Genomic DNA, 23,752 nt, shown 5'->3' with positions numbered 1-23,752 from the left:
CGAGATGTCCTCCAGGGCTTTCTTTGTCCCGGCTCCCGCTTTTTTCAGGGCGATACCGAAGATGATGGCCCAGGCCAGGATGCCGATATAGTTTGCGTTGACAATGGCGTTGACCGGATTGTCTACCAGGTTCATCAGAAGGTTTGTCAGAACCTCCACCACGCCGCTGGGAGGTGCGATGTCTGTTGTGGATGTGCCTTCAGCAAAGGTGATGGTAACCGGGAAAATGTAGTGCGCGATTACCGCAACGAGTGCTGCCAGCAGATTTCCGAGCATATACAGGACCACGATCGCGGCCATGTTGGTGTGCTGCCCTTCGCCCATGTGGCACAGCGCGCTCATGACAAGGAAAAATACGAGCACGGGCGCGATGCCGCGGAGCGCCCCAACGAACAGATCACCGAGAATGGAAATTCCGGATGCCTGAGGAACAACAAGGCCAAGGATGATACCAATGATCAGGCCGACAATGATACGTTTTACAAGGCTGATGCTGTTCCATTTTTTGATTGCGTTTTTCATACTGTTTTTCGCAGATAGACGCGGCTATCTGCTTCTCCTCTCTTTCTCTCATTATTTCAGTTTGGTCTTCGCTACCTGATAGATTATATTATTGCACAGATTATCGAATATTGCTATACAAAAAGTGAAAAAATTTATAAAAAACTCAATAATTTTCACAAAAATGTTATAAAAATAACAATCAAAAACAGCATTTTGCATAAAAAAATTCTTATTTTAATTGTAGGAAACGTCATGGGGTGTTATAATAGCCAAAGAGCAGTTGTTTCCGAAAAAAGAAACTGCGGAGACATCAGAAAATGGAGGTATGTATATCATGGGAGAACAAATGAATGACGGAATGATGTGGGCGCTCGTCAAGGAGAAGCCGGAGGAGGGACTCTGGATGAAGAGAGTTCCCATTCCCGAGGTGGGGCCGAACGATGTGAAGATCAAGATCCATAAGACAGCGATCTGCGGTACGGACGTACATATCTGGCAGTGGAATGAATGGGCACAGCACACCATCCCTATCGGACTTACAGCCGGCCACGAGTATGTTGGGGAAGTCGTGGAGGTAGGCGAGGGTGTCCGGGGATTTAAGCCCGGTCATCTTGTATCCGGTGAGGGGCACATTACCTGTGGAAAATGCCGGAACTGCCTGGAGGGACACAAGGAGAACTGCAAGGACGCCAAGGGCGTGGGCGTGAACCGGAACGGAGCCTTTGCCGAGTATCTTGTCATTCCATCCAGCAATGTGTGGCCCTGTAACCCGAATATCCCGGAGGAGATGTACGCCATCTTTGATCCCTTTGGAAACGCAACCCACACGGCTCTGTCCTACGATGTGCTGGGAGAGGACGTGCTGGTGGCCGGAGCGGGTCCCATCGGCATCATGGCTGCGGCTATTGTGAAATTTGCAGGGGCAAGACACGTGGTGGTGACGGACTTCAATGAGTACCGCCTGGAGCTGGCAAAGAAGCTGGGGGCTACCAGGGTGGTCAATCTCGGGAAGGAGAAGCTGCCGGATGTGATGAAAGAGATCGGAATGACAGAGGGCTTTGATGTGGGACTTGAGATGTCCGGGTCCCAGGCGGGCCTTCATGACATGATCCATAATATGAAGCACGGCGGGAAGATCGCGCTGCTGGGGCTGCAGAGAACAGACGCCACAGTAGATCTGGAGACAGTGATCTTCAACGGCCTGAATATCCGCGGCATCTATGGAAGAAAGGTGTGGGATACATGGTACAAGATGTCCACCATGCTTCAGGCAGGCCTGGATATCAGTGGCATCATTACACATCATTTTGACATCAAGGATTACCGCAAGGGCTTTGAGGCGATGATCTCCGGCCAGTCCGGAAAGGTCATCCTGGACTGGACACACATCAATGACTGATGGGGATTGTGTGAGATCCGCAATGAGGCGGGACAGGTCCTGGCGTAAAGCTGGAGGACATTTTATATTATAATAAGGTAAAGGAGCATAAAAGAAAATGGCACGTAAAGACGATATTTTAAACATTTACGCAAAAGAAGTGGAAGGCATCAGGGAGGCAGGACTTTTTAAGGGAGAGGCCCCCTTTGTGTCACCCCAGGGTGCAAGAGTGACTATGGAGGACGGAAGGGAGCTCCTCTGTATGTGCGCAAACAATTACCTGGGCCTCGGGGACAGCCCGCGGCTGATCGAGGCTGCCAAGAAGACCTACGATGAAAAGGGCTTCGGCGTGGCGTCCGTCCGCTTTATCTGCGGCACACAGGATATCCACAAGAAGCTGGAGAAGACCATCTCTGATTTCCTGGGAACGGATGATACGATCCTCTATTCTTCCTGCTTTGACGCCAACGGAGGCCTTTTCGAGACTCTTCTGACAGCGGACGATGCGGTGATCAGCGATGAGCTGAACCACGCCTCCATTATCGACGGTGTGCGCCTGTGCAAGGCCAGAAGATACCGCTATAAAAATAATGACATGGAAGACCTGGAGGCAAAGCTGAAGGAGGCCGACGAGGCCGGGGCAAGGATCAAGCTGATCGCCACGGACGGTGTTTTCTCCATGGACGGAATTATCTGCAACCTGAAGGGAATCTGTGATCTGGCGGACAAGTACAACGCTCTCGTCATGGTGGATGACAGCCACGCGGTGGGCTTTGTGGGCAAGACAGGCCGTGGAACCCCGGAGTACTGCGGCGTCCAGGGAAGAGTGGACATCATCACAGGAACCCTCGGAAAAGCCCTGGGAGGAGCATCCGGCGGATATACATCCGGACGCAAGGAAATCATCGATCTTCTGCGTCAGAGGAGCCGTCCGTACCTCTTCTCCAACTCCCTGGCTCCGGCCATTGCAGGTGCCAGCATTGAGATGTTCAGGATGCTGGACGAGAGCACAGAGCTCAGAGACCATCTGGAAGAGGTGACCGCCTACTACAGAAAGCTTCTTGTGGACAACGGCTTTGACGTGATCCCTGGCACACATCCCTGCGTACCTGTTATGCTGTACGATGAGAAGACAGCCGCTGAGTTCGCAAAGCGGATGGTGGACAAGGGCGTGTATGTAGTTGCCTTCTCCTACCCGGTAGTGCCGAAGGGCAAGGCGAGGATCCGCACCCAGGTGTGCGCAAGCCACACAAAAGAGGACATCGATTTCATCGTAAAATGCTTCATCGAAGTGCGGGAAGAGATGGGATTGTAGGTTTTTCGTTTTTATTCCTAATTCCAGACGTAATACTTTTTAAAAGTATTACGTCTGGAATTAAACCAACTGGTGTATAATTGTGTGAAATGTCCCTGTGATATTTGAAAGGAGGGATATTTTGGCGCAGGGGAAAAGACAGGAGAGCAGTACCGGTGTGTACCATGTTATTGCTAAAGGGATCGCCCGGGAAAATAATTTTAGCCAGATAAGAGAAAGGAAATATTTCCAAAAAATTATCAGAAAATATAAGGATAAATACGCAGTGAAAATTTTTTCATACTGCATCATGTCAAATCACGTGCACCTTATGATAGGTGCGGAGCTTCCGGTTTTGTCTTTGTTCATGGCCAGGATCCTGGCAGAATACGCATTTTACTATAATTATAAACATAATCGTAACGGGCATGTTTCCCAGAACAGGTTTACGAGTGAATGTATTGAAACGGAGTCCTATTTCTGGAACTGTCTCAGGTACATCCATATGAATCCAGTGAAAGCCGGAATGGCAGTGCATGCCGCGGATTACCGTTTCAGCAGTATGAGAGAATTTTTCCCGGGAAAGGCCAAGGATCCGCTGATACATCCTGACAGCCTGGCAATGGCGAAACAGAAATTCGGAGACTATGCTTTGTTTGAAGAGTTCCACAGGAAAAGAAATTATGAAATCTTTCAGGATATATATAATGAAATGGAGCAGCAGCGGCTTGAGGTGGCAGAAAAACTTGCCAGAGAGATGTACGAACAGGCGCAGATGAATTATCTAACACAGGTGTTTGAAGAAAAGTCATATCGGGAAGAATATATCAAAAACATTCAGCAGACACTGAATGTGTCGCAGCGCAAATCTAAGCTTCTATATTCGAAAATCAGGAACCAGGTAAAAAACAATTAACACAATTACACAGGGATCTTCTCATAAATGTACACCAGTTGGTTTAATTCCAGACGTAATACTTTTGAAAAGGATTACGTCTCCGATCATATGTGTTATACTATATCCATCATCAAAAAGGAGGACTACACCAATGGAAAGAACAAATGCATGGCTTGGCTACTCCGAAGAGCAGCTGAGCGAGCTGGAGCGTATCAACAATTTATACAAAAGCTGCCTGGATGAGGGCAAGACGGAGCGGGAGTGCGTGAAAGCCGCGGTCCGCATTGCAAAGGAGAAGGGATACAGAGATCTGAATGACATCATCAGCTCAGGCGACAGCCTGAAGCCCGGGGATAAGGTCTATGCGATCTGCATGGGAAAGAGCATCCTTTTGTTCCACATAGGGCGAAAGCCTCTGGAGGAGGGAATGAACATCCTGGGAGCCCACATAGACTCTCCGCGCATTGATGTAAAGCAGAATCCTCTCTATGAAAGCGAGGAGCTGGCCTATCTGGACACTCACTATTATGGGGGAATAAAGAAATACCAGTGGGTGACCCTGCCTCTGGCTCTTCACGGAGTGGTGGTAAAAAAAGACGGAACCACGGTAGATATCTGTGTCGGCGAGAGGGAGGAGGACCCTGTTTTCGCGGTGACTGATCTTCTGGTCCACCTGGCAGGCAAACAGATGGAGAAAAAGGCCAGCATTGTCATAGAAGGAGAAAAGCTGGATCTCCTGGTGGGAAGCAGACCCCTGTCTGGAGAGAACGGCGAGGAGGCTGAAAATGAAAAAGCGGGGAAAGAGGCGGTGAAAAAGCAGATCATGAAGCTCCTGCACGAAGCCTATGATATAGAGGAAGAGGATTTTTGCTCCGCTGAGCTGGAGATCGTTCCTGCCGGACGGGCCCGGGACTGCGGCTTTGACCGGAGTATGATCATGGCGTACGGGCAGGACGACAGAGTGTGTGCCTTCACTTCTCTCTTTGCCATGATGGATGTCTCTGATCTGGACAAGACCGCCTGCTGCATCCTTGTAGATAAGGAAGAGATCGGAAGCGTGGGAGCCACAGGCATGCACTCCCGCTTCTTTGAAAATACCGTGGCCGAGGTGCTGGCTCTCAAGGAAGGAGAGTCTGAGCTGAAGCTGCGCCGGGCGCTGCAGAATTCAAAAATGCTCTCCTCTGATGTGAGCGCTGCCTATGATCCCATGTATGCTGAGGTGTTTGAAAAGAGGAGCTCCGCCTTCTTCGCCAAGGGACTTGTGTTCAATAAATTTACAGGAAGCAGGGGAAAAAGCGGGTCAAACGACGCCAATGCCGAGTATCTGGCCCAGATTCGCCGGGCTATGGACAATCAGGAGGTAGCCTATCAGTTTGCCGAGCTTGGAAAAGTAGACGCGGGGGGCGGCGGAACCATTGCCTATATTATGGCAAATTACGGCATGGAGGTCATCGACAGCGGCGTGGCTGTTCTGTGTATGCACGCACCCTGGGAGATTACCAGCAAGGCCGACGTCTATGAGGCGTATAAAGGGTACAAAGCATTTATACAGGAGCTGTAAAATGTCACGTTCTGGCGGGGAGTGCCGGAAAAGGCAGGGCCCCTGCACATTATTTGAGAACTTGCGGGCTAAGGACTTGACGAACCATGGCAAAAACAGTAAAATATTATGTGCAAATTACTAGGTATTAGTAGAAAGAAAAAATTTTAGGAGGTCATTGGAACATGGCAACAAAATGGGTTTATATGTTCACAGAAGGTAATGCGACCATGAGAAACCTTCTTGGCGGAAAAGGCGCCAACCTCGCTGAGATGACAGGCCTGGGACTCCCGGTACCACAGGGATTTACCGTTACAACAGAGGCTTGTACACAGTACTACGAGGACGGAAGACAGATCAATGACGAGATCATGGATCAGATCATGGCTGCTATGGCTAAGCTGGAGGAGATTACAGGAAAGAAATTCGGAGACAAGCAGAATCCGCTTCTCGTTTCCGTTCGTTCCGGTGCAAGAGCTTCCATGCCTGGTATGATGGACACCATCCTGAACCTGGGATTAAATGAGGAAGTTGTTGAGACTCTGGCAGAGGCATCCGGAAACCCGCGCTGGGCATGGGACTGCTACAGAAGATTTATCCAGATGTACTCAGATGTAGTTATGGAAGTAGGAAAGAAATACTTCGAAGAGCTCATCGACAAAATGAAAGAGGAGAAGGGCGTTAAGCAGGACGTAGAGCTGACAGCAGAGGATCTGAAGACTCTGGCAGGACAGTTCAAGGCTGAGTACAAAGAGAAGATCGGAACAGACTTCCCGTCTGACGCTAAAGAGCAGCTGATCGGCGCTGTTAAGGCTGTGTTCCGTTCATGGGACAACCCGAGAGCAAACGTTTACCGTCGTGACAACGACATCCCGTATTCATGGGGAACAGCTGTAAACGTACAGATGATGGCATTCGGTAACATGGGTGATGACTGTGGTACAGGTGTTGCCTTTACACGTGACCCTGCTACAGGAGAGAACGGTCTGTTCGGAGAGTTCCTGACAAACGCACAGGGCGAGGACGTTGTTGCCGGCGTGCGTACACCTATGCACATCGCAGAGATGGAAGAGAAATTCCCGGAGGCATTTGCACAGTTCAAGGATGTGTGCAAGACTCTGGAGACACACTACAGAGATATGCAGGATATGGAGTTTACTGTAGAGCACGGAAAACTGTACATGCTGCAGACACGTAATGGTAAGAGAACAGCTCAGGCTGCTCTGAAGATTGCCTGCGACCTGGTTGACGAGGGCATGAGAACAGAGGAAGAGGCTGTAGCTATGATCGATCCGCGTAACCTGGATACACTGCTTCATCCCCAGTTCGACGCTGCTGCTCTGAAGGCTGCAACTCCCATGGGCAAAGGTCTTGGAGCTTCTCCGGGAGCTGCCTGCGGTAAGGTTGTCTTCACAGCTGACGATGCTGTAGAGTGGGCTGAGAGAGGCGAGAAGGTTATCCTTGTTCGTCTGGAGACATCACCTGAGGATATCACAGGTATGAAGTCTGCTCAGGGTATCCTGACAGTCCGCGGTGGTATGACATCCCACGCAGCTGTTGTTGCCCGTGGTATGGGTGAGTGCTGCGTATCCGGATGCGGCGACATCGTTATGGACGAGGCAAACAAGAAATTTACACTTGGCGGAAAAGAGTACCACGAGGGAGACTGCATCTCCATCGACGGTTCCACAGGTAACATCTACGACGGAATCATCCCGACAGTAGACGCTACAATCGCTGGTGAGTTCGGACGTATCATGGACTGGGCTGACAAGTACAGAACAATGAAGGTTCGTACAAACGCAGATACACCTGAGGATGCAAGAAAGGCTGCTGAGCTTGGTGCTGAGGGTATCGGACTTTGCCGTACAGAGCACATGTTCTTCGGCGAGGGAAGAATTGACGCATTCCGTGAGATGATCTGTGCTGAGACAGAGGAAGAGAGAGAGAAAGCTCTCGAGAAAGTCCTTCCGTATCAGCAGGGAGACTTCGAGAAGCTGTACGAGGCTCTGGAAGGACACCCGGTAACAATCCGTTTCCTTGATCCTCCGCTTCACGAGTTCGTTCCGACAGAGGAAGAGGACATTAAGAAGCTGGCTGAGGCTCAGGGCAAATCTGTTGAGAAAATTAAAGAGATCATCGACAGCCTCCATGAGTTCAACCCGATGATGGGTCACCGTGGATGCCGTCTGGCCGTAACATATCCTGAGATCGCAAAGATGCAGACAAAGGCTGTTATCCGCGCGGCTATCAACGTACAGAAGGCTCATCCGGGCTGGAAAGTTCAGCCGGAGATCATGATCCCGCTTGTTGGCGATGTGAAAGAGCTGAAATACGTGAAGAAATTCGTTGTTGAGACAGCTGACGCTGAGATCGCTGCCGCAGGAAGCGACCTTGAGTACGAGGTTGGTACAATGATCGAGATCCCGAGAGCTGCTCTTACAGCTGACGAGATCGCTGCAGAGGCAGACTTCTTCTGCTTCGGTACAAACGACCTGACACAGATGACATACGGCTTCTCACGTGACGATGCAGGCAAGTTCCTTGACGCTTACTATGACGCTAAGATTTTTGAGAACGATCCGTTCGCAAAACTGGATCAGGATGGCGTTGGCAAGCTGATGAAGATGGCTATCGATCTTGGAAAACCGGTTAATCCGAAGCTCCACGTAGGTATCTGCGGCGAGCACGGCGGAGATCCGAGCTCTGTAGAGTTCTGCAACAAGCTTGGCCTTGACTATGTATCCTGCTCACCGTTCCGTGTACCGATCGCTCGTCTGGCTGCTGCACAGGCTGCGATCGCACAGAAGAAGAACTGATCACAGCAGAATATAGTGTGGTAAATAGAAAAGCCCGCCTCAGAGATGAGGCGGGCTTTTTATATGCTGTAGCTTATTTTCGTCTGACCAGACTGTCCGGTACCAGTCCTGTATTGTAATCCAGCTGCGGAGCTTCATAGTCCGGTTCCGCCCTCTGCCGGGTGTAGCCGGTGTAGTCCCAGGAGGGGGATGCCCCGTCCTTATACCAGGAGCGCTGTTCCCACCAGTAGCCCCGGAAGGGATCGCGTATCTGGTCCATGTGGGAGAGAAGACGCTTCATCATATTGTCCCTCACGGCGGAGGTGTTTTCTTCCAGAATGAGGTTGCGCATTTCAAAGGGGTCTGTCTCCAGGTCGTAGAACTCATCCTCAGACAGGAGATTGATCACCAGCTTATAGCGCCCGTCATAGATACAACGCATGGGCTGCCAGCCTCCGAAGCCGTCATGGTCGATCTCGTAGCGCCCGAATTCCATGAAGATATCCCGCCGCGAGGGCTGCAGCTTTCCGCACACCAGCGGAAGCAGGCTTTCGCCCTGCAGCATCATGGGCTTTTCAAAGCCGAAGAAATCCCACACAGTGGCGGCAACGTCAATGTGTGAAACAGGCGTATCTATCACTCCAGTCCCCTGTCCCCACAGAATGAGAGGGATGTGGGTGATCTCCTCGTAGGCGGCAGGCCCCTTCGCGTAGAGACAGTGAGACTGCGCCATATCTCCGTGGTCGCTTGTGTACAGGATGGTGAAATCCTGCCCCAGGATTTCCCTGGCTGCATCTGTGACACGTCCGATCTCACTGTCCACAAAGCTGTTGCAGCCAAAAAGCTCCTTCATCCGGATCGAGAGAGCATCCCGGTCCTCAAATCTGCGAGGGCCGCTCCAGGCCTGCTGGTGAGACGGCTTGTCCTCCAGCGTGTCCCAGACGTTTTCCCGCTTGGGGAGGCAGAAATTGCTGTACATGCTGGCATAGGGCTCGGGACAGAGGGAGGGGTCATGCGGTTCATCATAGCTCAACACGAGGAAAAAGTCCTCTTTGCTGTGAGCCTTGATATAATCTATCGCGCGCTCTGAGCAGCGGTGAGCATAGGTTTTTTCGGCAGGCCAGCCCTCCCGGTACATGGTCTGGCTGTCCCGGGATTTCCGCCTGTCTTCTTCTGACAGCTCGTCCAGATAGTTCCTCATATCGTACCAGTAGTCAGGGTCCCATCCATCCGGGCAGACGCCCAGGCCGAAATAGTCTCCTCCGTCCAGATGCCATTTTCCGATATAGCCGGTGGCAATTCCCCGGTCAGACAGGCGCTGTCCGATCGTCTTTACATTTGCGCCCAGGGCGAGTGAGTTGGCAAAGGAGCCGTTGACACAGGGATACTGCCCCGTGAAAAGGGCGCTCCTTGCCGGACCGCACACAGGCTGCGTAGTATAGGCTTTGTCAAATTTTATCCCCTCCCTGGCCAGGGAATCAAGGCAGGGGGTGGAGATGCCGCTGTTTTCATAGCAGCTTACCATATCAAGCCTCTGGGTGTCTGTCATGATCATAATGAATTGCTTCAATTTTGTGTCACTCCTTGTTTGGTTTTTCTTTTATTATACGGGTCATTCCTTTTGGTGTACATGGTGAAAGGGGAACAGGATATGGACAAATCGGAAGAAAAGAGATAAAATCCAGGTAGTGACCGCAGGAATTCAGGGGGATAGACAATACTATGTATACACAGACAGGATGGATGTGCCCGGAACCGGGACAGGTGAGGCTTAACGGGAAAGAGAAAATGACGCTGGTGAGCTGCGGGCGTTTCAGGCTGCTCCGCAGACAGATGGCGGAGACTGTCCGGCCGGATGGGAGACAGGACTGGCAGATCATCTATGTGAGGTCAGGAGCGGGGGATTACTGGACAGATGGAGAGTGCCGGCATGTCACGGAGGGACATATCATCCTTTACCGTCCGGGGGAGCCGCAGAGATACAGGAACGAGCTGGCAGACCAGCCGGATATATACTGGGTCCATTTTGCCGGGACTGAGGTGGACAGTGAGCTGGAAAGACTGGGATTTAGTCAGGGACATATCTTCTATGTGGGCAGCAGCCGGGAATACGACTGCCTGTTCGAGCAGATCATTGCAGAGCTGCAGGTAAAACAGTGTCATTTCCAGGAGCTGACAGAAGCGTATCTGAGGCAGCTGCTCAGCCTGTTCGCAAGGCACAGGGCGGTCCAGACAGGCGCGGCAGTGCGCCGTACAGCCGAGGTGGAGGCGGCGGTGCGCTGGTTCCACCAGAATTTCAGCCAGCCCTTCTGTGTGAGTGAATATGCAAAGTCCTGCGGCATGAGTCCCAGATGGTTTACACAGCAGTTTACACGCCAGATGGGAGTCAGTCCCCAACAGTACCTGACAGGCGTGCGGATGGAGAAAGCCTGTGAGCTGCTCGCTCTGCCCGAGCCTGTCAGCGGGGTCAGTGAGCTTTTGGGTTATCAGAATCCACTGTATTTCAGCCGTGTTTTCAGAAAGCATATGGGGATGTGCCCGACAGAGTACAGAAAAAAATATTGCAGCAGTCCGGAACAGCCTTTTGTGGTATAATAACCACAGCGTGGTTATTATACCTGCTGAAGGAGACAGGAGGAGCAGCTATGAAAGGGACAGAGTGGAAGGCCATACGTGGGGATATCACGGGGATCACAGATGTGGATGCCATTGTCAATGCGGCCAATACAAGCCTTTTGGGGGGAGGAGGTGTGGACGGCGCCATTCACCGAAGCGCCGGCCCCGGCCTTCTGGAGGAGTGCCGCACTCTCCACGGATGCCCCACCGGGGAGGCGAAGCTTACAGGGGCTTACAGACTTTCATGTAAATATGTGATACACACGCCGGGGCCAGTCTGGCGGGGAGGGGGCTATGGAGAGAGGGAATTGCTGGCCTCCTGCTACAGGTCCTGCCTGGAGCTGGCTGTGGAGAACGGTGTGAGAAGGATTGCTTTTCCATCCATATCGACAGGCGTGTATCATTTTCCTGTGGAAGAGGCAGCCAGGATCGCCGTGGGCGCGGCTGAAAGATTTGTCAGGGAGTATCCGGGAAGCCTGGATTTAGTTGAGTGGGTGCTGTTTGATGACAGGACCTGGCGGATCTATACAAACGAGCTGGATAAAAGAATGGGGAAAGGCGAGGGAAACTGATTGGAAGCAGAGCAGAAGAGGAACGCATTAAAAACATATTTTGGATACGACACCTTTCGTCCCGGCCAGGAGGAGATCATAGACCAGATCCTCTCTGGGCGGGACGTGCTGGCTGTCATGCCCACTGGGGCAGGGAAATCCATCTGCTACCAGCTGCCGGCCCTCCTCCTGCCTGGAACGGCGATAGTTGTCTCTCCTCTCATCTCGCTGATGATGGACCAGGTAAAGGCACTCAATGAGGCGGGAGTGCATGCGGCCTATATCAACAGCTCCCTCTCAGAGAGGCAGACGGCCAGGGCGCTGGAGCTGGCGAAGGAGGGGCGGTACAAGCTCATCTATGTGGCGCCGGAGCGGCTGGAAACGCGGAGATTCCTGGATTTCGCCTGCCATGCGCAGATATCCATGATCACTGTGGATGAGGCCCACTGCATTTCCCAGTGGGGACAGGACTTCAGACCCAGCTATGTACGGATACGCTCCTTTGTCCGCCAGCTTCCCCTGCGGCCGGTGGTCTCTGCCTTCACGGCCACGGCTACAGAGAAGGTCAGGCAGGATATCCTGACCTCCCTTGAGCTGGTCCGCCCCTGTGAGACGGTAGCCGGGTTTGACAGGCCAAATCTTTATTTTGAGGTGCAGAGGGCCAGAGATAAGAAGGAGCGGGTGCGCCGGTACCTGGCAGAGCACAGCCGGGAGAGCGGGATCATTTACTGTGCCACGAGAAAAGCGGTGGATGAGCTGTATCTCTGGCTGGAAAATGCCGGGTTTTCCGTAGGGAGATACCATGCCGGCATGAGTGCCGACGCGAGGAGGCGGAGCCAGGAGGACTTCATATATGACCGCACCCGTGTGATCATTGCCACCAATGCCTTCGGGATGGGCATTGACAAGTCCAATGTCCGATTTGTGCTCCACTATCATATGCCCCAGAGCATGGAGAATTATTACCAGGAGGCCGGGAGGGCCGGCCGGGACGGAGAGCCGGCGGAGTGTATCCTCTACTACTCACCGCAGGACACTATGATAGGGCGGCTTCTGCTGGAGAGCAGGGAGCTGGATGAGGAGTACACAGAAGAGGAGAGGAGGATGATACGTGAGCAGGATGCGGTGCGGCTGCGGAAAATGGAGGGCTACTGTACCACCACAGGATGCCTGCGCGCATACATTCTCCGCTATTTCGGAGAGCGCGCGGAGGACAGCTGCGCAAGCTGCGGAAATTGTATGACGGAATTTGAGCAGATGGACGCCACAGAGGCGGCTGCTGATGTGGTCCGGTGTGTGCGTGCCTGCGGTCAGCGATTTGGCCAGAGCATGATCGCGGGCACACTCCTGGGAGAGAGCACAGCCAGGATACGGGACAGAGGCATGGACAAGAGCCCTGTCTACGGAAAGCAGAGCAAGCTGGGAAAGGCCCGCGTGCAGGACGTGATCCGCACCATGCTGGAGAGAGGGTACCTCTGTCAGTCAAAAGATAAGTATTCACTTCTGAGGCTGACAGAGAGCTCGGAAAGACTGCTGGAGCAGACGCAGCCCTTCTGCATTTCTTATAAGAGGGAAGAGGAGAAGGCGGGGAGGAAGACGAAGGCGTCCGGGGCCCCGGGAGGCCGGTCTGACCAGGTGGCTGACCTGACCGAAGGGCAGCAGGCGCTCTTTGAGGAGCTGAGAAAAACGCGCATGCTGCTTGCTGGCAGGAAAAGGATCCCTCCTTATATGGTGGCCTCGGATAAGACCCTGAGGGATATGTGTGTCAGGAGGCCCCGCAGCCAGGAGGAGCTGCTGGATGTAAATGGAATGGGGGAGAAAAAGGTAAAGCAGTATGGGGAGGCGTTCCTGAAGGTCCTTCTTGGCTATGGACCGTAAACTGCTGGGAAAATCGCCGGCATCATGTTATGATTAAAGAATAAGAAAACGGCATCCGGGCATCTGACATCACAAAATGAATGAGAATCATGGAGGAGAGAACAGTGAAATACGCAGACGCGAATGTGATCAAGATCAAACATGCAGTACTGGAGGAGGTGGCGAGGCTTGCCTTTGCGGGGGAGCTGGAAGAGAGAAAGGAAGACATCCCATTTACCCTGATACCGGGACCCACGGCTCAGTTCCGCTGCTGTATCTACAAGGAGAGGGAGATCATCCGGCAGAGAGTGAGGCTGGCGGAAGGGAAGGCACCGGGACCGGTGGACGACGGGAATGTGATCCAGGTCATCAGCTCCGCCTGTGAGGACTGCCCTATTTCCAGCTATACAGTTACGGAGAATTGCCAGAACTGTCTGGGAAAGGCATGCATGAATGCCTGTAAATTCGGAGCGATCGAGAGGGGGCGTCACCGCACCCACATCGACGCCTCCAAGTGCAAAGAGTGCGGCAGGTGCGCCGAGGCATGTCCCTACAATGCCATCGCCCATTTGAAACGTCCCTGTAAATTCAGCTGCCCGGTGGACGCTATCTCCTATGATGAGTACGGCATCTCCGTCATTGATGAGGAAAAATGTATCCGGTGCGGAAGATGTATCCACAGCTGTCCATTTGGGGCTATCGGCTCCAGGACATGGATCGTGGATGTGATCGAGGCTATCAGGGCAGGAAAGCATGTGTATGCCATGGCTGCCCCGGCTACAGAAGGGCAGTTCGGCCAGGAGATCACCATGGCAAGCTGGCAGAATGCCATGAGGGAGCTGGGCTTCACTGAGTTTGTGGAGGTGGGGCTGGGCGGAGACCTGACGGCCAAGAGCGAGGCGCAGGAGTGGCTGGAAGCCTATGAAGAGGGAAAGAAAAAGGTGACATCCTGCTGCCCGGGATTTGTCAATATGGTGCGCAGGCACTATCCGGAGCTGGATGGCGCCGTGTCCACCACTGTGTCCCCCATGTGCGCTGTGTCCAGGCTGGTCAAGGCAAAGGACCCGGAGGCGGTGACTGTGTTCATCGGCCCCTGTATTGCCAAGAAGTCCGAGGTAGTGGACCAGAAGATTGAGGGAAACGCAGATTACGTGCTTACATACAGTGAGATCCGGGCGATGATGCGGGCAAAGGGCGTGAGGCTGGAGCCGGCGGAAAATACGTACCAGGAGTCCTCTGTATTCGGAAAGCGGTTTGGCAATTCCGGCGGCGTCACAGCGGCGGTGCTGGAGAGTCTGAAGGAGTCCGGAAGCGATGCGGATATCAAGGTCTGCAGGGCAAACGGGGCGGCAGAGTGCAAGAAGGCGCTGCTCCTCTTAAAGGTGGGCCGGCTCCCGGAGGACTTTATCGAGGGCATGGCCTGCGAGGGCGGCTGCGTGGGAGGCCCCAGCTCCTTTAAAGACCAGATGCTGGCGAAGAAGTCAAGGGATGCGCTGATCCAGGAAGCGGATGACAGGGGCATCTATGACAACCTGAAAAATTACGACGAGACATCCTTCTCTATGCACAGGTAGGAGAGACGGGAGGAGAAAAATGAAGGAAACGATCAGCATTAAGGACATCAAAGGCATCAGGATCGGACAGACAGAGGACCCGGATGGAGGCACCGGCTGTACGGTCTTCCTCTCGGAGGCCGGGATGGCGGCGGGAATGGACGTGCGGGGCGGCGGTCCTGCGTCCAGGGAGTCGGAGCTTTTAAAGCCCCTGGCGGCTGCCCAGGAGATCCATGCCATCGTGCTGGCCGGGGGAAGCGCCTTTGGGCTGGGAGCTGCCGACGGCGTGATGCAGTATCTGGAGGAGAGAGGGATTGGATTTGACGTGGGAGTGACGAAGGTTCCCCTTGTCTGCCAGTCGGACCTTTTTGACCTCACAGCGGGTGATCCCGGGGCCAGGCCGGACCGGGCCATGGGCTATGAGGCCTGCCTGCGGGCTGAGGAGGAAAACTACAGAGACGGAAACTATGGCGCGGGCTGCGGTGCCACTGTGGGAAAATTTGCGGGCATGGACTACTGCATGAAGTCCGGTATCGGCAGCTGTGCCCTTCAGGTCGGAGAGCTCCAGGTGGGTGCCGTGGTGGCTGTCAACGCCCTGGGCGATATCTACGACTGGAGAAGCGGCCAGAAGCTGGCCGGTCTGCTGGCGGAGGACAGGCGTTCCTTCCGCCGGACAGAGGACCTGATGTATGCGGATACACGGACAGTGGAAAATAAATTTACGGGTAATACGACGATTGGCGTTGTCATCACAAATGCCGATTTCCAGAAGGCTTCTCTCTGTAAGATCGCGGGCATGGCCCACGACGGCTACGCCCGCTCCATAAGACCAGTCCACACCACAGCGGACGGAGACAGCATTTACGCCGTCTCAGTGAGAGACGCTGAGGGGAAGAAAGTGTCTGCAGACCAGGATCTGGTGGGAACGCTGGCAGCGGAGGTGATGAGCGAGGCCATCACCGCGGCAGTGAAAAGCGCCCGGAGCGCTTATGGGCTTCCTGCCTGGGAGGACATTTCATAGAACAGCAGATTGTGCTCCCTGCGTCAATATGGTAAACTGTAGGAAAAACAGAAGAAAAACAGAAGAAAAGACAGGGGGATACTATGCCAGTATTTGATTTCAATAACACGCCGGAGGAGTCAAAGGCTCCCCGGTGTACCTATACGGTCTTTTACTCCAGCCACTCCCAGGCAGGGCCGGAGCATCCCATGCTCGTGCTGGACAACAGCGCCGGAAAGCTGAAGCACCACTCAAACGGCGCTTTTACCAACCCGGTCCGGAAGACGGCCTTTGAGTTTAAGACAGAGGAGGGCACGGTCAGCGCGGATATCCTGCAGATTGACGCCCGCTTTGTGAGCCTGCTGAAATGGCTGGGGGAGAACCACATCAACGTGCGCCTCTCCGGTGTGGTCCGGGAGGACGGCTACGCTGTGTACAAGATACGTGAGATTGCCTTTGGAGGCGGCTCCAAGCTCTCGGCGGAGGACGGCTTCCTGCAGTTTATGATCGAACGGCTTCTCTCCAGCGACGCTCCCTCGGAGGAGGAGCCCGATGAGGACGAGGAGGAGACCGGGGACAGCATGAAGCTGACCAGCATCCAGAGCATTACGGATTTCATGAACTGTGCGGGGAGGACCCTGCCCGACAACATCCGGCTCTGGGCCAGGAGGAACCTGGCTGTAGCCCGCTCCAATGAGGTGTCCGCAGAGGAGCGGCGCCATGCCCAGAGGGCGCTCTCCATTATGATGAATATCCAGTGGAAGGGAAATTATTTTGAGTCCATCGATCCGGTGGAGGCCCGCCGCATCCTGGACGAGGAGCTCTACGGCATGGAGCAGGTGAAGCAGCGTATCATCGAGACTATCATCCAGATAAACAGGACCCATACCCTGCCCGCCTACGGCCTGCTGCTTATCGGGCCTGCCGGGACGGGAAAGTCCCAGATCGCCTATGCGGTGGCCAGGATACTGAAGCTGCCGTGGACCACTCTGGATATGAGCTCCATCAATGACCCGGAGCAGCTCACCGGAAGCTCCAGGATCTACGCCAACGCCAAGCCCGGGATCATCATGGACGCCTTTTCCATGGCAGGGGAGTCCAACCTGGTCTTTATCATCAATGAGCTGGACAAGGCGGCGGCAGGGAAAGGGAATGGCAATCCGGCGGATGTGCTCCTGACCCTCCTGGACAACCTGGGATTTACGGACAACTATATCGAGTGCATGATCCCCACGGTGGGCGTATATCCCATCGCCACCGCCAACGACAGGGAGCAGATCAGCGCGCCCCTCATGTCCCGGTTCGCTGTCATCGAGATACCGGACTACACGCCGGAGGAGAAGAAGGTCATTTTCTCAGAATACGCCCTCCCGAAGGTGCTGAAGAGGATCGGCATGGAGAAGGAGGAGTGCAGTCTGACACAGGACGGCCTGGAGGCTGTCATTGACCTGCACAGGAACACAAGCGGTATCCGGGACCTGGAACAGGCTGCGGAGCACATTGCCGCCAACGCTCTGTATCAGATTGAGGTGGACCATGTGAGGTCTGTCACGTTTGATGCTAAAATGGTGCGAAGGCTCCTCGGGTGATCGCGGAAAAATAAAAGGGAACAGTCCGGAATGAATATGGATTTCCGGACTGTTCTGCTATCCGAAAGGAGAGAGCGGACAGAGTATGACAGATTTAAATCGGACAGCCTGCTATCTGATCCTGGTCAATATAGCTGCGCTTGCGGCATTTGGGATTGACAAGAGGAAGGCTGTCAGACACAAGTACCGGATCCCGGAGGCCACTCTGCTGGGACTGGCCCTCATAGGAGGGGCCGCCGGAGCCCTGGCGGGCATGCACCTGTTTCACCACAAGACAAGGAAGCCTTTGTTCCGGGCCATCCCGGTGCTGCTGGCAGCCCAGATAGTGCTTTTGATCTTCTTCTAAAGCCCTGCCTGAAGCTGCCGGGAGAAGGACGGACCGAACAGGGAAAGAAGACGAAATATAGACAGAAAAACAGAGGAGACATACGGGTATGGGGAATACAATAGAGATCAGGGATTTTGCCGCAGGGGAGCTGGACGTCTATGCCCGGCTGACAGAGGCCCAGCTCCTGAACAGGGACAGGCCGCAGGATGGGCTTTTCATCGCAGAGAGCCCCAAGGTCGTCAGGAGGGCCCTGGACGCAGGCTATGAGCCGGTCTCCATTCTGACAGAGGACAGACATATAAACGGGGAGGCGCGGGAGGTGCTTGAAAGATGCCCGGATATCCCGGTTTACACGGCACCCTTTGAGGTGCTGACACAGCTCACCGGATACAAGCTGACCCGGGGACTTCTCTGCGCCATGCGCCGCAGGCCTCTGGCCCGGGTGGAGGAGCTGTGCAGGGACGCGCGCCGCATCGCCGTCCTGGAAAATGTCATGAATCCCACCAATGTGGGCGCCATCATCCGGTCTGCAGCTGCTCTCAATATGGACGCAGTCCTCCTGACGCCGGGGTGCAGCAACCCTCTGTACCGGAGGGCGGCCCGGGTCAGCATGGGGACGGTCTTCCAGATCCCCTGGACCTTCCTGGGGGAAGAGGAGGCGGGGGCCTGGCCACGGGAGGGGATGGACTATCTGAAATCCCTGGGATTTTCCACTGCCTCCATGGCTCTCCACGATGAGTCCGTGGACATCGACGATCCGGTCCTCCGTCAGGAAGAAAAGCTGGCCCTCATTCTCGGGACCGAGGGGGAGGGACTGCAGGAGGAGACTATAGCCGCCTCGGATCATACCATCAAGATCCCCATGAGTCACGGCGTGGACTCCCTGAATGTGGCGGCTGCCAGCGCGGTAGCTTTCTGGGAGCTGGGAAGGTGACTGGAAGGAGGAAGATGAGATGAGGATAGCAGTGCTTTCAGACACTCACGGGCTTCTGCGCCCGGAGGTGAAGAAGATCATCGGGACATGTGACGCCGTCCTCCACGCGGGGGATATATGAGAAAAACAGAGACAGAAAGGAAGTGTTCACTATGAGACTGTTTATCGCTATACGGCTCTCCGATGACATGCAGAAGGCCCTGGTGTCCTGCATGCACGATCTGAAGAAGCAGGGGGTGGAGGGCAACTATGTCCCTGCCCAAAATCTGCACATGACGCTGGCCTTTATCGGGGAGTATGACGATCCGGGAAAGGTAAAGGAAGTAATCGGGAAGGTGCCCCTGCCCGGCTTCAGGCTGGCCCTGGACGGGCAGGGAAATTTTGGCAACATCCTGTGGGCTGGGGTGAAGGGGAACCAGAAGCTGAAGGCCTATGTGAAGGAGGTGCGGGAGGCCCTGAAGGAGAATGGGATTCCTTTTGAGAATGACAGGTTTGTGCCCCATATTACCCTGATCCGTAAAATTTCCGCCAAAAAGCCCTACCAGATCCATCTCCCGAAGGCGGAGATGACGGTGAAGAGAGCGTCTCTCATGAAATCAGAGACGAAAAACGGAAAAGTGGTTTACCGGGAGTTGTAGGTCATGGGCATGGATGAAGACAAGTGGGACAGGCTTTTAAGGATCCGGACAGCCGGGCGGGACGACTCGCAGGCGGATCAGTACCGGTACCCCTACGAGCCCACGCCCTACTCTGTACTGGAGAGGCTGGCCAATTCCGGGTATATCCGGAAGGGGAATACATTGCTGGATTACGGCTGTGGCAAGGGGAGAGTGGATTTCTTTCTGTCCTGGCAGACAGGGTGCCGGACGATTGGTGTGGAGTACGACGAGAGGATCTTTGACAGGGCGCGGGACAATGCGAGGACTGCAGTCCGGGCAGGGAGAACTGTGTTTGAGATGGCGGACGCGGAGCATTTTCCGGTGCCGGAGCAGGTGGACCGGATCTATTTTTTCAACCCATTTTCCCAGGAGATCCTGCGGAAGGTTATGAGTCGGATACAGGAGTCCTGGTATGGGGTGCCCAGGGAAATCCTGCTCTTTTTCTACTATCCGTCAGATGAATACATTTCATATCTGATGACAGTGGAGGAGCTGAGCTTTCTGGACGAGATAGACTGCCGTGACCTCTTCCCGGGAGGGGACATGCGGGAGAGGATCATGGTGTTTGCCTGCGGGGCAGGAGACGGCGGAGAGCCGGATTTATTTTAAATGAAGACAGAGGAGGACCATATGGCCAGAATCAGGATTATAAAGAAGAACGACGAGTTCAATTCAGAATATGAAATCGGGGATATTTTTGAGATAGAGGGCACCTGGTACGGGGGTGTGCACATCACCGGGAAGTCAGGGGTTCCGGTTTCCCTGGATAAGGATGAGTATATGGAGCTGGACACAGAGCCTGAGCCGGATGATGAGGAAAACACAGAGCCGGGTGGAGAGAAGGACGGAGGAAAGGTCGGGGAAAAGGCTCCAAAGAGGGATATCCGGGCAGGCGATATTGTGCGGCATTTTAAGAGGGAGTGGGTGTCCCAGGAGACGTCGGAGTATCTCTACAAGGTGCTTGCCTTTGCGCAGCACACGGAGACAGGGGAGCGTCTGGTGATCTATCAGGCTCTGTATGCCCCGTTTAAAATCTGTGCCAGACCTTATGCCATGTTTATGAGTCTGGTGGACAGAGACAAGTATCCGGATGTAAAGCAGACATACCGGTTTGAGAAGCAGGAGGTGTGAGAAGATGGCGCAGGAGAAGACAAAAGAGCTGTACAGACTCCTCCTTGAGAAGGGATATCCGAAGGAGTTCTGCGCTGAGATCGCCTACAAAAATATGAATACAGACTTCACGGCCGGCCGGATGCTGGGGTATCTGCACCGGGTCGGCAACCCCAGGATCGAGGACCTGGTGGATGAGATGCTGGCAATCTTAAGCGACAGGCAGCAGATCATGCAGAAGAAGGAGATGGAGCAGGCACAGGCAGTGATGAACGATGTGTACAGGAATGGGCTGTAGAGTCAGCAGACAGAAGCAGGAAAGGGGAGGTGAGCCTTTATGGCGCTTTACGCACTGGGAGATCTGCATCTGAGCTTTCAGGCCGACAAATCCATGGATAAATTCGGGAGAGTGTGGCGGCACCATGAGCGCAAGATCGAGAAGTATGTCCGGCAGATCGTGAAGCCGGAGGATACACTTGTGCTCACCGGGGATCACTCCTGGGGGAGGAAGCTGTCCGAGTGCCGGGAGGATCTGGCGTTTATAGAGAGACTTCCTGGCCGCAAGATCCTTCTTCGGGGAAACCATGACATGTTTTGGGACGCGAAGAAGACGGAGCGCCTGAATGAAGAATTTAAGGACAGACTCTTCTTTTTGCAGAATAATTTTGCGGCATATCAGGATTACGCCCTGGTGGGAACAAAGGGCTACACATTTGAGGGCCCCTTTTATCTGGACGGCAGAGGCCGCATCCTGGGCTGGGACGAAAAGAGTGAGGCCCACGCGAAAAAGCTGGTGGCCAGGGAGATGACCCGGCTGCGGGACTCCTTTGAACAGGCCCGTGAGGCGGGTTACCGGAAATTCGTCATGTTCCTGCACTATCCGCCCACCAGCATATTGGAAGAGACCTCTCCCTTCACAGAGATAGCAAAGGAGTATCATGTGACCGCTGTCGTGTACTCCCACTGCCACGGGGAGAGCCGCTTCGGAGACAGTATACGGGGAGAGTGCCGGGGCATCCGGTACATGCTCGTGTCGGGAGATTACCTGGGCTTCCGGCCAGCGGAGGTGCTGCCTTAAGGAGAGGGTCAGACTATGTGAACAATGGAAATGAATCAGGAGACAACAGGGACTGGAGGCGGCGGAGCTGCTGGAGGTATTCCAGTGGAGCGCCGGGGACGTGTATTGCCGGGAGAAGATGGGCAGGATCCGGGAGAAGGTGAAGAAAAACGAAGAGAAATACCCGGTGGAAAAGGCGTACGGAAGCAAAGAGAAATACACGGAGCTGAAGGGCTGAAAGCCTCTTTGTCCTTTTGGAACGCATTTTGGCTGCCTGCTGCGAAAAATCCGTTCAAAAAGGCGGCTCCATGTGATAAAATAGGCAGGAAAACGACAGGGAGGATTTTTGAAGATGAAAATAGCAGTAACCTATGACAATGGAAACATATTTCAGCATTTTGGCAGGACAGAGAGCTTTAAGGTGTACCAGGTGGAGGATGGAAAGGTGGTCTCCAGCGAGATACTTGGCTCCAACGGCACCGGACATGGAGCCCTGGCAGGACTTCTGGCAGACCAGTCGGTGGATGTGCTGATCTGCGGCGGCATCGGAGAGGGAGCCCAGGCTGCCCTTCAGGAGGCGGGCGTAGAGCTGTGCGCCGGCGCTGCGGGAGACGCGGATCAGGCAGTGGAGGCCTATCTGAGAGGAGAGCTGGTCTCCACAGGGGCAAACTGTGACCACCATCACGGGGAGGGGCACGAATGCGGAGACCATGGAGAGCACAAAGAGGCCGGGGAGGGCCAGTCCTGTGGCAGTGGCTGCGGATCAGGCTGTGGCGGCGGCTGCGCAGGGGGATGCGGCTCACAGCCCGCTGTCACCGGGCGGAATGTGGGAAAGACATGCCGCACCCACTACAGGGGAACCTTCAACGACGGAACCCAGTTTGACTCTTCCTATGACCGGGGTGAGCCGCTGGAATTTATCTGCGGCGCCGGCCAGATGATCCGGGGATTTGACCAGGCTGTGGCTGACATGGAAGTGGGACAGGTGGTGGATGTCCACCTGATGCCGGAGGATGCCTACGGTATGCCGGATCCCAGCGCCGTCTTTACGGTTGAGATTGCCCAGCTCCCGGGATCAGAAGAGCTGGAGGCGGGGCAGCAGGTATATCTGACCAATCCATATGGACAGCCCTTCCCGGTGAAGGTAGTGTCCAGGGATGAGGCTACCATCACCTTTGACGCCAACCATGAGATGGCAGGGAAGGAGCTGAACTTCCGGATCGAGCTGGTGGAGGTAAAATAGACAGGATGGGATGTGTATATTTTGTCCGCCACGGGCAGACAGTGTGGAATGTGGAGAACAAGATCTGCGGTGCCACGGATATTGAGCTGACAGAGCTGGGGCATCGGCAGGCCATTGAGACTGGAGAGAAGATACTGACAGAGGGGATACAGGCCGATGAAATCCTCTACTCCCCTCTTGTCCGGGCGGCGGAGACGGCCCGCCATATCTCGGAGATCACCGGGATACCCAGACGGATGGAGCCCCGTCTGAGAGAACAGAATTTTGGAAAGTGGGAAGGCACATCCCGCCGCGGAGCCCAGTTTCAGAAGGCAAAGGAGGATTTCTGCTGCCGCTATGACGGCGGGGAGTCCATGCTGCAGCTGGCCCAGAGAGTCTACAATCTGCTGGATGAGATCAGGGCGCAGGCAGGGGAAAAGACCTATATCCTGGTGGCCCACAACGGGATTTCCAGGGTGATCCAGTCCTATTTCTTTGATATGACAAACGCGGAGTACGCCGCCTTTGGCGTGGAAAACTGCGCGGTGCGCAGGTATGAATTCTAACGGGGCAGAAGGACGACCGCCAGACCATTGGGTTGACAATGGAGCGTTTGCTCACACCTGAGCCTTAATATATTAAAAAAATTTTCCCTCCCTCTCCGCTTGCGCTTCGAGGGAATAAAAAACATAGAGGGTGTCCCAAAAGTCACGAAGTGACTGAAAGGACACCCGACTATAAAAAAGGAGAACGGTTACCACGCCGTTCTCCTTTTTTCCCTTATTATGTGATATAATAAGGTATGCTCACATTTAAAGATTATACTATGGATCAGTTACAATTACCACTGTCTTTTGAAGATTT

General features: G+C 54.2%; 23 protein-coding genes. 21 read left to right on the top strand and 2 right to left on the bottom strand.

Going from position 1 to position 23,752, the window contains the following annotated elements; all coding sequences use genetic code 11:
• Positions 1–522: cation:dicarboxylate symporter family transporter (locus tag NI21_RS0115175; RefSeq protein WP_033127050.1), on the bottom strand; the 522-nt coding region annotated here is incomplete at its 3' end.
• Between the two features lie 343 nt (positions 523–865).
• Here NI21_RS0115175 and tdh point away from each other — a divergent pair.
• The 5 genes from tdh to ppdK all read left to right on the top strand — a co-directional run bounded on the left by tdh (position 866) and on the right by ppdK (position 8,433).
• Positions 866–1,903, top strand: coding sequence for an L-threonine 3-dehydrogenase (gene tdh / locus NI21_RS0115170; RefSeq protein ID WP_369792850.1), 1,038 nt, complete (start codon positions 866–868; stop codon positions 1,901–1,903).
• A 97-nt stretch (positions 1,904–2,000) separates the two neighbouring features.
• Positions 2,001–3,197, top strand: coding sequence for a glycine C-acetyltransferase (locus tag NI21_RS0115165; protein WP_033127049.1), 1,197 nt, complete (start codon positions 2,001–2,003; stop codon positions 3,195–3,197).
• Between the two features lie 121 nt (positions 3,198–3,318).
• Positions 3,319–4,092: a transposase gene (locus NI21_RS0115160; RefSeq protein WP_033127048.1), complete on the top strand. Its 774-nt coding sequence runs from the start codon at positions 3,319–3,321 to the stop codon at positions 4,090–4,092.
• 133 nt (positions 4,093–4,225) lie between these two features.
• A complete protein-coding gene (locus NI21_RS0115155; protein ID WP_033127047.1) occupies positions 4,226–5,635 on the top strand; it encodes an aminopeptidase in 1,410 nt (469 codons plus the stop codon).
• 164 nt (positions 5,636–5,799) lie between these two features.
• Positions 5,800–8,433 (top strand): pyruvate, phosphate dikinase, encoded by a 2,634-nt coding sequence (gene ppdK, locus NI21_RS0115150; protein WP_033127046.1) that lies wholly within the window; start codon positions 5,800–5,802, stop codon positions 8,431–8,433.
• Positions 8,434–8,506: 73 nt separating this feature from the next.
• Here the strand turns inward: ppdK and NI21_RS0115145 are convergent, their stop codons facing one another.
• Complete coding sequence (locus NI21_RS0115145) at positions 8,507–9,982, bottom strand: sulfatase-like hydrolase/transferase (RefSeq protein WP_330398127.1); 1,476 nt, start codon at positions 9,980–9,982, stop codon at positions 8,507–8,509.
• A gap of 152 nt (positions 9,983–10,134) precedes the next feature.
• Between NI21_RS0115145 and NI21_RS0115140 the strand changes: the two genes are divergently transcribed.
• The 16 genes from NI21_RS0115140 to NI21_RS0115065 all read left to right on the top strand — a co-directional run bounded on the left by NI21_RS0115140 (position 10,135) and on the right by NI21_RS0115065 (position 23,454).
• Positions 10,135–11,007 (top strand): AraC family transcriptional regulator, encoded by an 873-nt coding sequence (locus NI21_RS0115140; protein WP_033127044.1) that lies wholly within the window; start codon positions 10,135–10,137, stop codon positions 11,005–11,007.
• 50 nt (positions 11,008–11,057) lie between these two features.
• Entirely contained in the window at positions 11,058–11,600 is a 543-nt protein-coding gene (locus tag NI21_RS0115135) for an O-acetyl-ADP-ribose deacetylase (RefSeq protein WP_033127043.1), read from the top strand.
• A complete protein-coding gene (gene recQ / locus NI21_RS0115130) occupies positions 11,601–13,457 on the top strand; it encodes a DNA helicase RecQ (protein ID WP_033127042.1) in 1,857 nt (618 codons plus the stop codon).
• A gap of 104 nt (positions 13,458–13,561) precedes the next feature.
• On the top strand, positions 13,562–15,010 hold the full coding sequence (locus NI21_RS0115125) for a 4Fe-4S dicluster domain-containing protein (RefSeq protein WP_369792848.1): 1,449 nt from the start codon (positions 13,562–13,564) through the stop codon (positions 15,008–15,010).
• A gap of 19 nt (positions 15,011–15,029) precedes the next feature.
• Positions 15,030–16,010 (top strand): P1 family peptidase, encoded by a 981-nt coding sequence (locus tag NI21_RS0115120; RefSeq protein WP_033127041.1) that lies wholly within the window; start codon positions 15,030–15,032, stop codon positions 16,008–16,010.
• Positions 16,011–16,093: 83 nt separating this feature from the next.
• Positions 16,094–17,578: an AAA family ATPase gene (locus NI21_RS0115115; RefSeq protein WP_033127040.1), complete on the top strand. Its 1,485-nt coding sequence runs from the start codon at positions 16,094–16,096 to the stop codon at positions 17,576–17,578.
• 85 nt (positions 17,579–17,663) lie between these two features.
• The gene (locus NI21_RS0115110; RefSeq protein ID WP_033127039.1) at positions 17,664–17,924 is read left to right on the top strand and encodes a DUF1294 domain-containing protein; all 261 of its coding nucleotides are present in this window, start codon (positions 17,664–17,666) and stop codon (positions 17,922–17,924) included.
• An 88-nt stretch (positions 17,925–18,012) separates the two neighbouring features.
• Positions 18,013–18,840, top strand: a complete 828-nt coding sequence (locus NI21_RS0115105; protein WP_033127038.1) for an RNA methyltransferase — start codon at positions 18,013–18,015, stop codon at positions 18,838–18,840.
• 19 nt (positions 18,841–18,859) lie between these two features.
• A complete protein-coding gene (locus tag NI21_RS16635) occupies positions 18,860–18,961 on the top strand; it encodes a metallophosphoesterase family protein (protein ID WP_369792847.1) in 102 nt (33 codons plus the stop codon).
• A 31-nt stretch (positions 18,962–18,992) separates the two neighbouring features.
• Positions 18,993–19,478, top strand: coding sequence for an RNA 2',3'-cyclic phosphodiesterase (thpR, locus tag NI21_RS0115100; RefSeq protein WP_033127037.1), 486 nt, complete (start codon positions 18,993–18,995; stop codon positions 19,476–19,478).
• 3 nt (positions 19,479–19,481) lie between these two features.
• Positions 19,482–20,108 (top strand): cyclopropane-fatty-acyl-phospholipid synthase family protein, encoded by a 627-nt coding sequence (locus NI21_RS0115095; RefSeq protein WP_052084189.1) that lies wholly within the window; start codon positions 19,482–19,484, stop codon positions 20,106–20,108.
• A 21-nt stretch (positions 20,109–20,129) separates the two neighbouring features.
• Positions 20,130–20,630 (top strand): DUF1653 domain-containing protein, encoded by a 501-nt coding sequence (locus NI21_RS0115090; protein WP_033127052.1) that lies wholly within the window; start codon positions 20,130–20,132, stop codon positions 20,628–20,630.
• Between the two features lie 4 nt (positions 20,631–20,634).
• Positions 20,635–20,907: a hypothetical protein gene (locus tag NI21_RS0115085; RefSeq protein WP_033127036.1), complete on the top strand. Its 273-nt coding sequence runs from the start codon at positions 20,635–20,637 to the stop codon at positions 20,905–20,907.
• Between the two features lie 39 nt (positions 20,908–20,946).
• Positions 20,947–21,687 (top strand): metallophosphoesterase, encoded by a 741-nt coding sequence (locus NI21_RS0115080; protein ID WP_033127035.1) that lies wholly within the window; start codon positions 20,947–20,949, stop codon positions 21,685–21,687.
• Between the two features lie 331 nt (positions 21,688–22,018).
• On the top strand, positions 22,019–22,909 hold the full coding sequence (locus NI21_RS0115070; protein WP_033127034.1) for a NifB/NifX family molybdenum-iron cluster-binding protein: 891 nt from the start codon (positions 22,019–22,021) through the stop codon (positions 22,907–22,909).
• 5 nt (positions 22,910–22,914) lie between these two features.
• Positions 22,915–23,454 (top strand): histidine phosphatase family protein, encoded by a 540-nt coding sequence (locus tag NI21_RS0115065; protein ID WP_033127033.1) that lies wholly within the window; start codon positions 22,915–22,917, stop codon positions 23,452–23,454.
• Positions 23,455–23,752 lie beyond the last annotated feature (298 nt).

The sequence above is a fragment of the Eubacterium sp. ER2 genome, from assembly GCF_000765215.1.
Classification (GTDB): domain Bacteria; phylum Bacillota; class Clostridia; order Lachnospirales; family Lachnospiraceae; genus Claveliimonas; species Claveliimonas intestinigallinarum.
This window is presented reverse-complemented; position numbering and strand designations above follow the sequence as displayed.

Excerpts from the sequence above, each read along its gene's own strand:
- NI21_RS0115105 (WP_033127038.1), top strand. The coding sequence starts at position 18,013 with ATGGGGAATACAATAGAGATCAGGGATTTTGCCGCAGGGGAGCTGGAC.
- NI21_RS0115095 (WP_052084189.1), top strand. The coding sequence starts at position 19,482 with ATGGGCATGGATGAAGACAAGTGGGACAGGCTTTTAAGGATCCGGACA.
- NI21_RS0115135 (WP_033127043.1), top strand. The coding sequence starts at position 11,058 with ATGAAAGGGACAGAGTGGAAGGCCATACGTGGGGATATCACGGGGATC.
- ppdK (WP_033127046.1), top strand. The coding sequence starts at position 5,800 with ATGGCAACAAAATGGGTTTATATGTTCACAGAAGGTAATGCGACCATG.
- NI21_RS0115080 (WP_033127035.1), top strand. The coding sequence starts at position 20,947 with ATGGCGCTTTACGCACTGGGAGATCTGCATCTGAGCTTTCAGGCCGAC.
- NI21_RS0115065 (WP_033127033.1), top strand. The coding sequence starts at position 22,915 with ATGGGATGTGTATATTTTGTCCGCCACGGGCAGACAGTGTGGAATGTG.
- NI21_RS0115110 (WP_033127039.1), top strand. The coding sequence starts at position 17,664 with ATGACAGATTTAAATCGGACAGCCTGCTATCTGATCCTGGTCAATATA.
- NI21_RS0115165 (WP_033127049.1), top strand. The coding sequence starts at position 2,001 with ATGGCACGTAAAGACGATATTTTAAACATTTACGCAAAAGAAGTGGAA.
- NI21_RS0115085 (WP_033127036.1), top strand. The coding sequence starts at position 20,635 with ATGGCGCAGGAGAAGACAAAAGAGCTGTACAGACTCCTCCTTGAGAAG.
- thpR (WP_033127037.1), top strand. The coding sequence starts at position 18,993 with ATGAGACTGTTTATCGCTATACGGCTCTCCGATGACATGCAGAAGGCC.
- NI21_RS0115120 (WP_033127041.1), top strand. The coding sequence starts at position 15,030 with ATGAAGGAAACGATCAGCATTAAGGACATCAAAGGCATCAGGATCGGA.
- NI21_RS16635 (WP_369792847.1), top strand. The coding sequence starts at position 18,860 with ATGAGGATAGCAGTGCTTTCAGACACTCACGGGCTTCTGCGCCCGGAG.
- NI21_RS0115155 (WP_033127047.1), top strand. The coding sequence starts at position 4,226 with ATGGAAAGAACAAATGCATGGCTTGGCTACTCCGAAGAGCAGCTGAGC.
- NI21_RS0115070 (WP_033127034.1), top strand. The coding sequence starts at position 22,019 with ATGAAAATAGCAGTAACCTATGACAATGGAAACATATTTCAGCATTTT.
- NI21_RS0115090 (WP_033127052.1), top strand. The coding sequence starts at position 20,130 with ATGGCCAGAATCAGGATTATAAAGAAGAACGACGAGTTCAATTCAGAA.
- tdh (WP_369792850.1), top strand. The coding sequence starts at position 866 with ATGTGGGCGCTCGTCAAGGAGAAGCCGGAGGAGGGACTCTGGATGAAG.
- NI21_RS0115115 (WP_033127040.1), top strand. The coding sequence starts at position 16,094 with ATGCCAGTATTTGATTTCAATAACACGCCGGAGGAGTCAAAGGCTCCC.
- NI21_RS0115140 (WP_033127044.1), top strand. The coding sequence starts at position 10,135 with ATGTATACACAGACAGGATGGATGTGCCCGGAACCGGGACAGGTGAGG.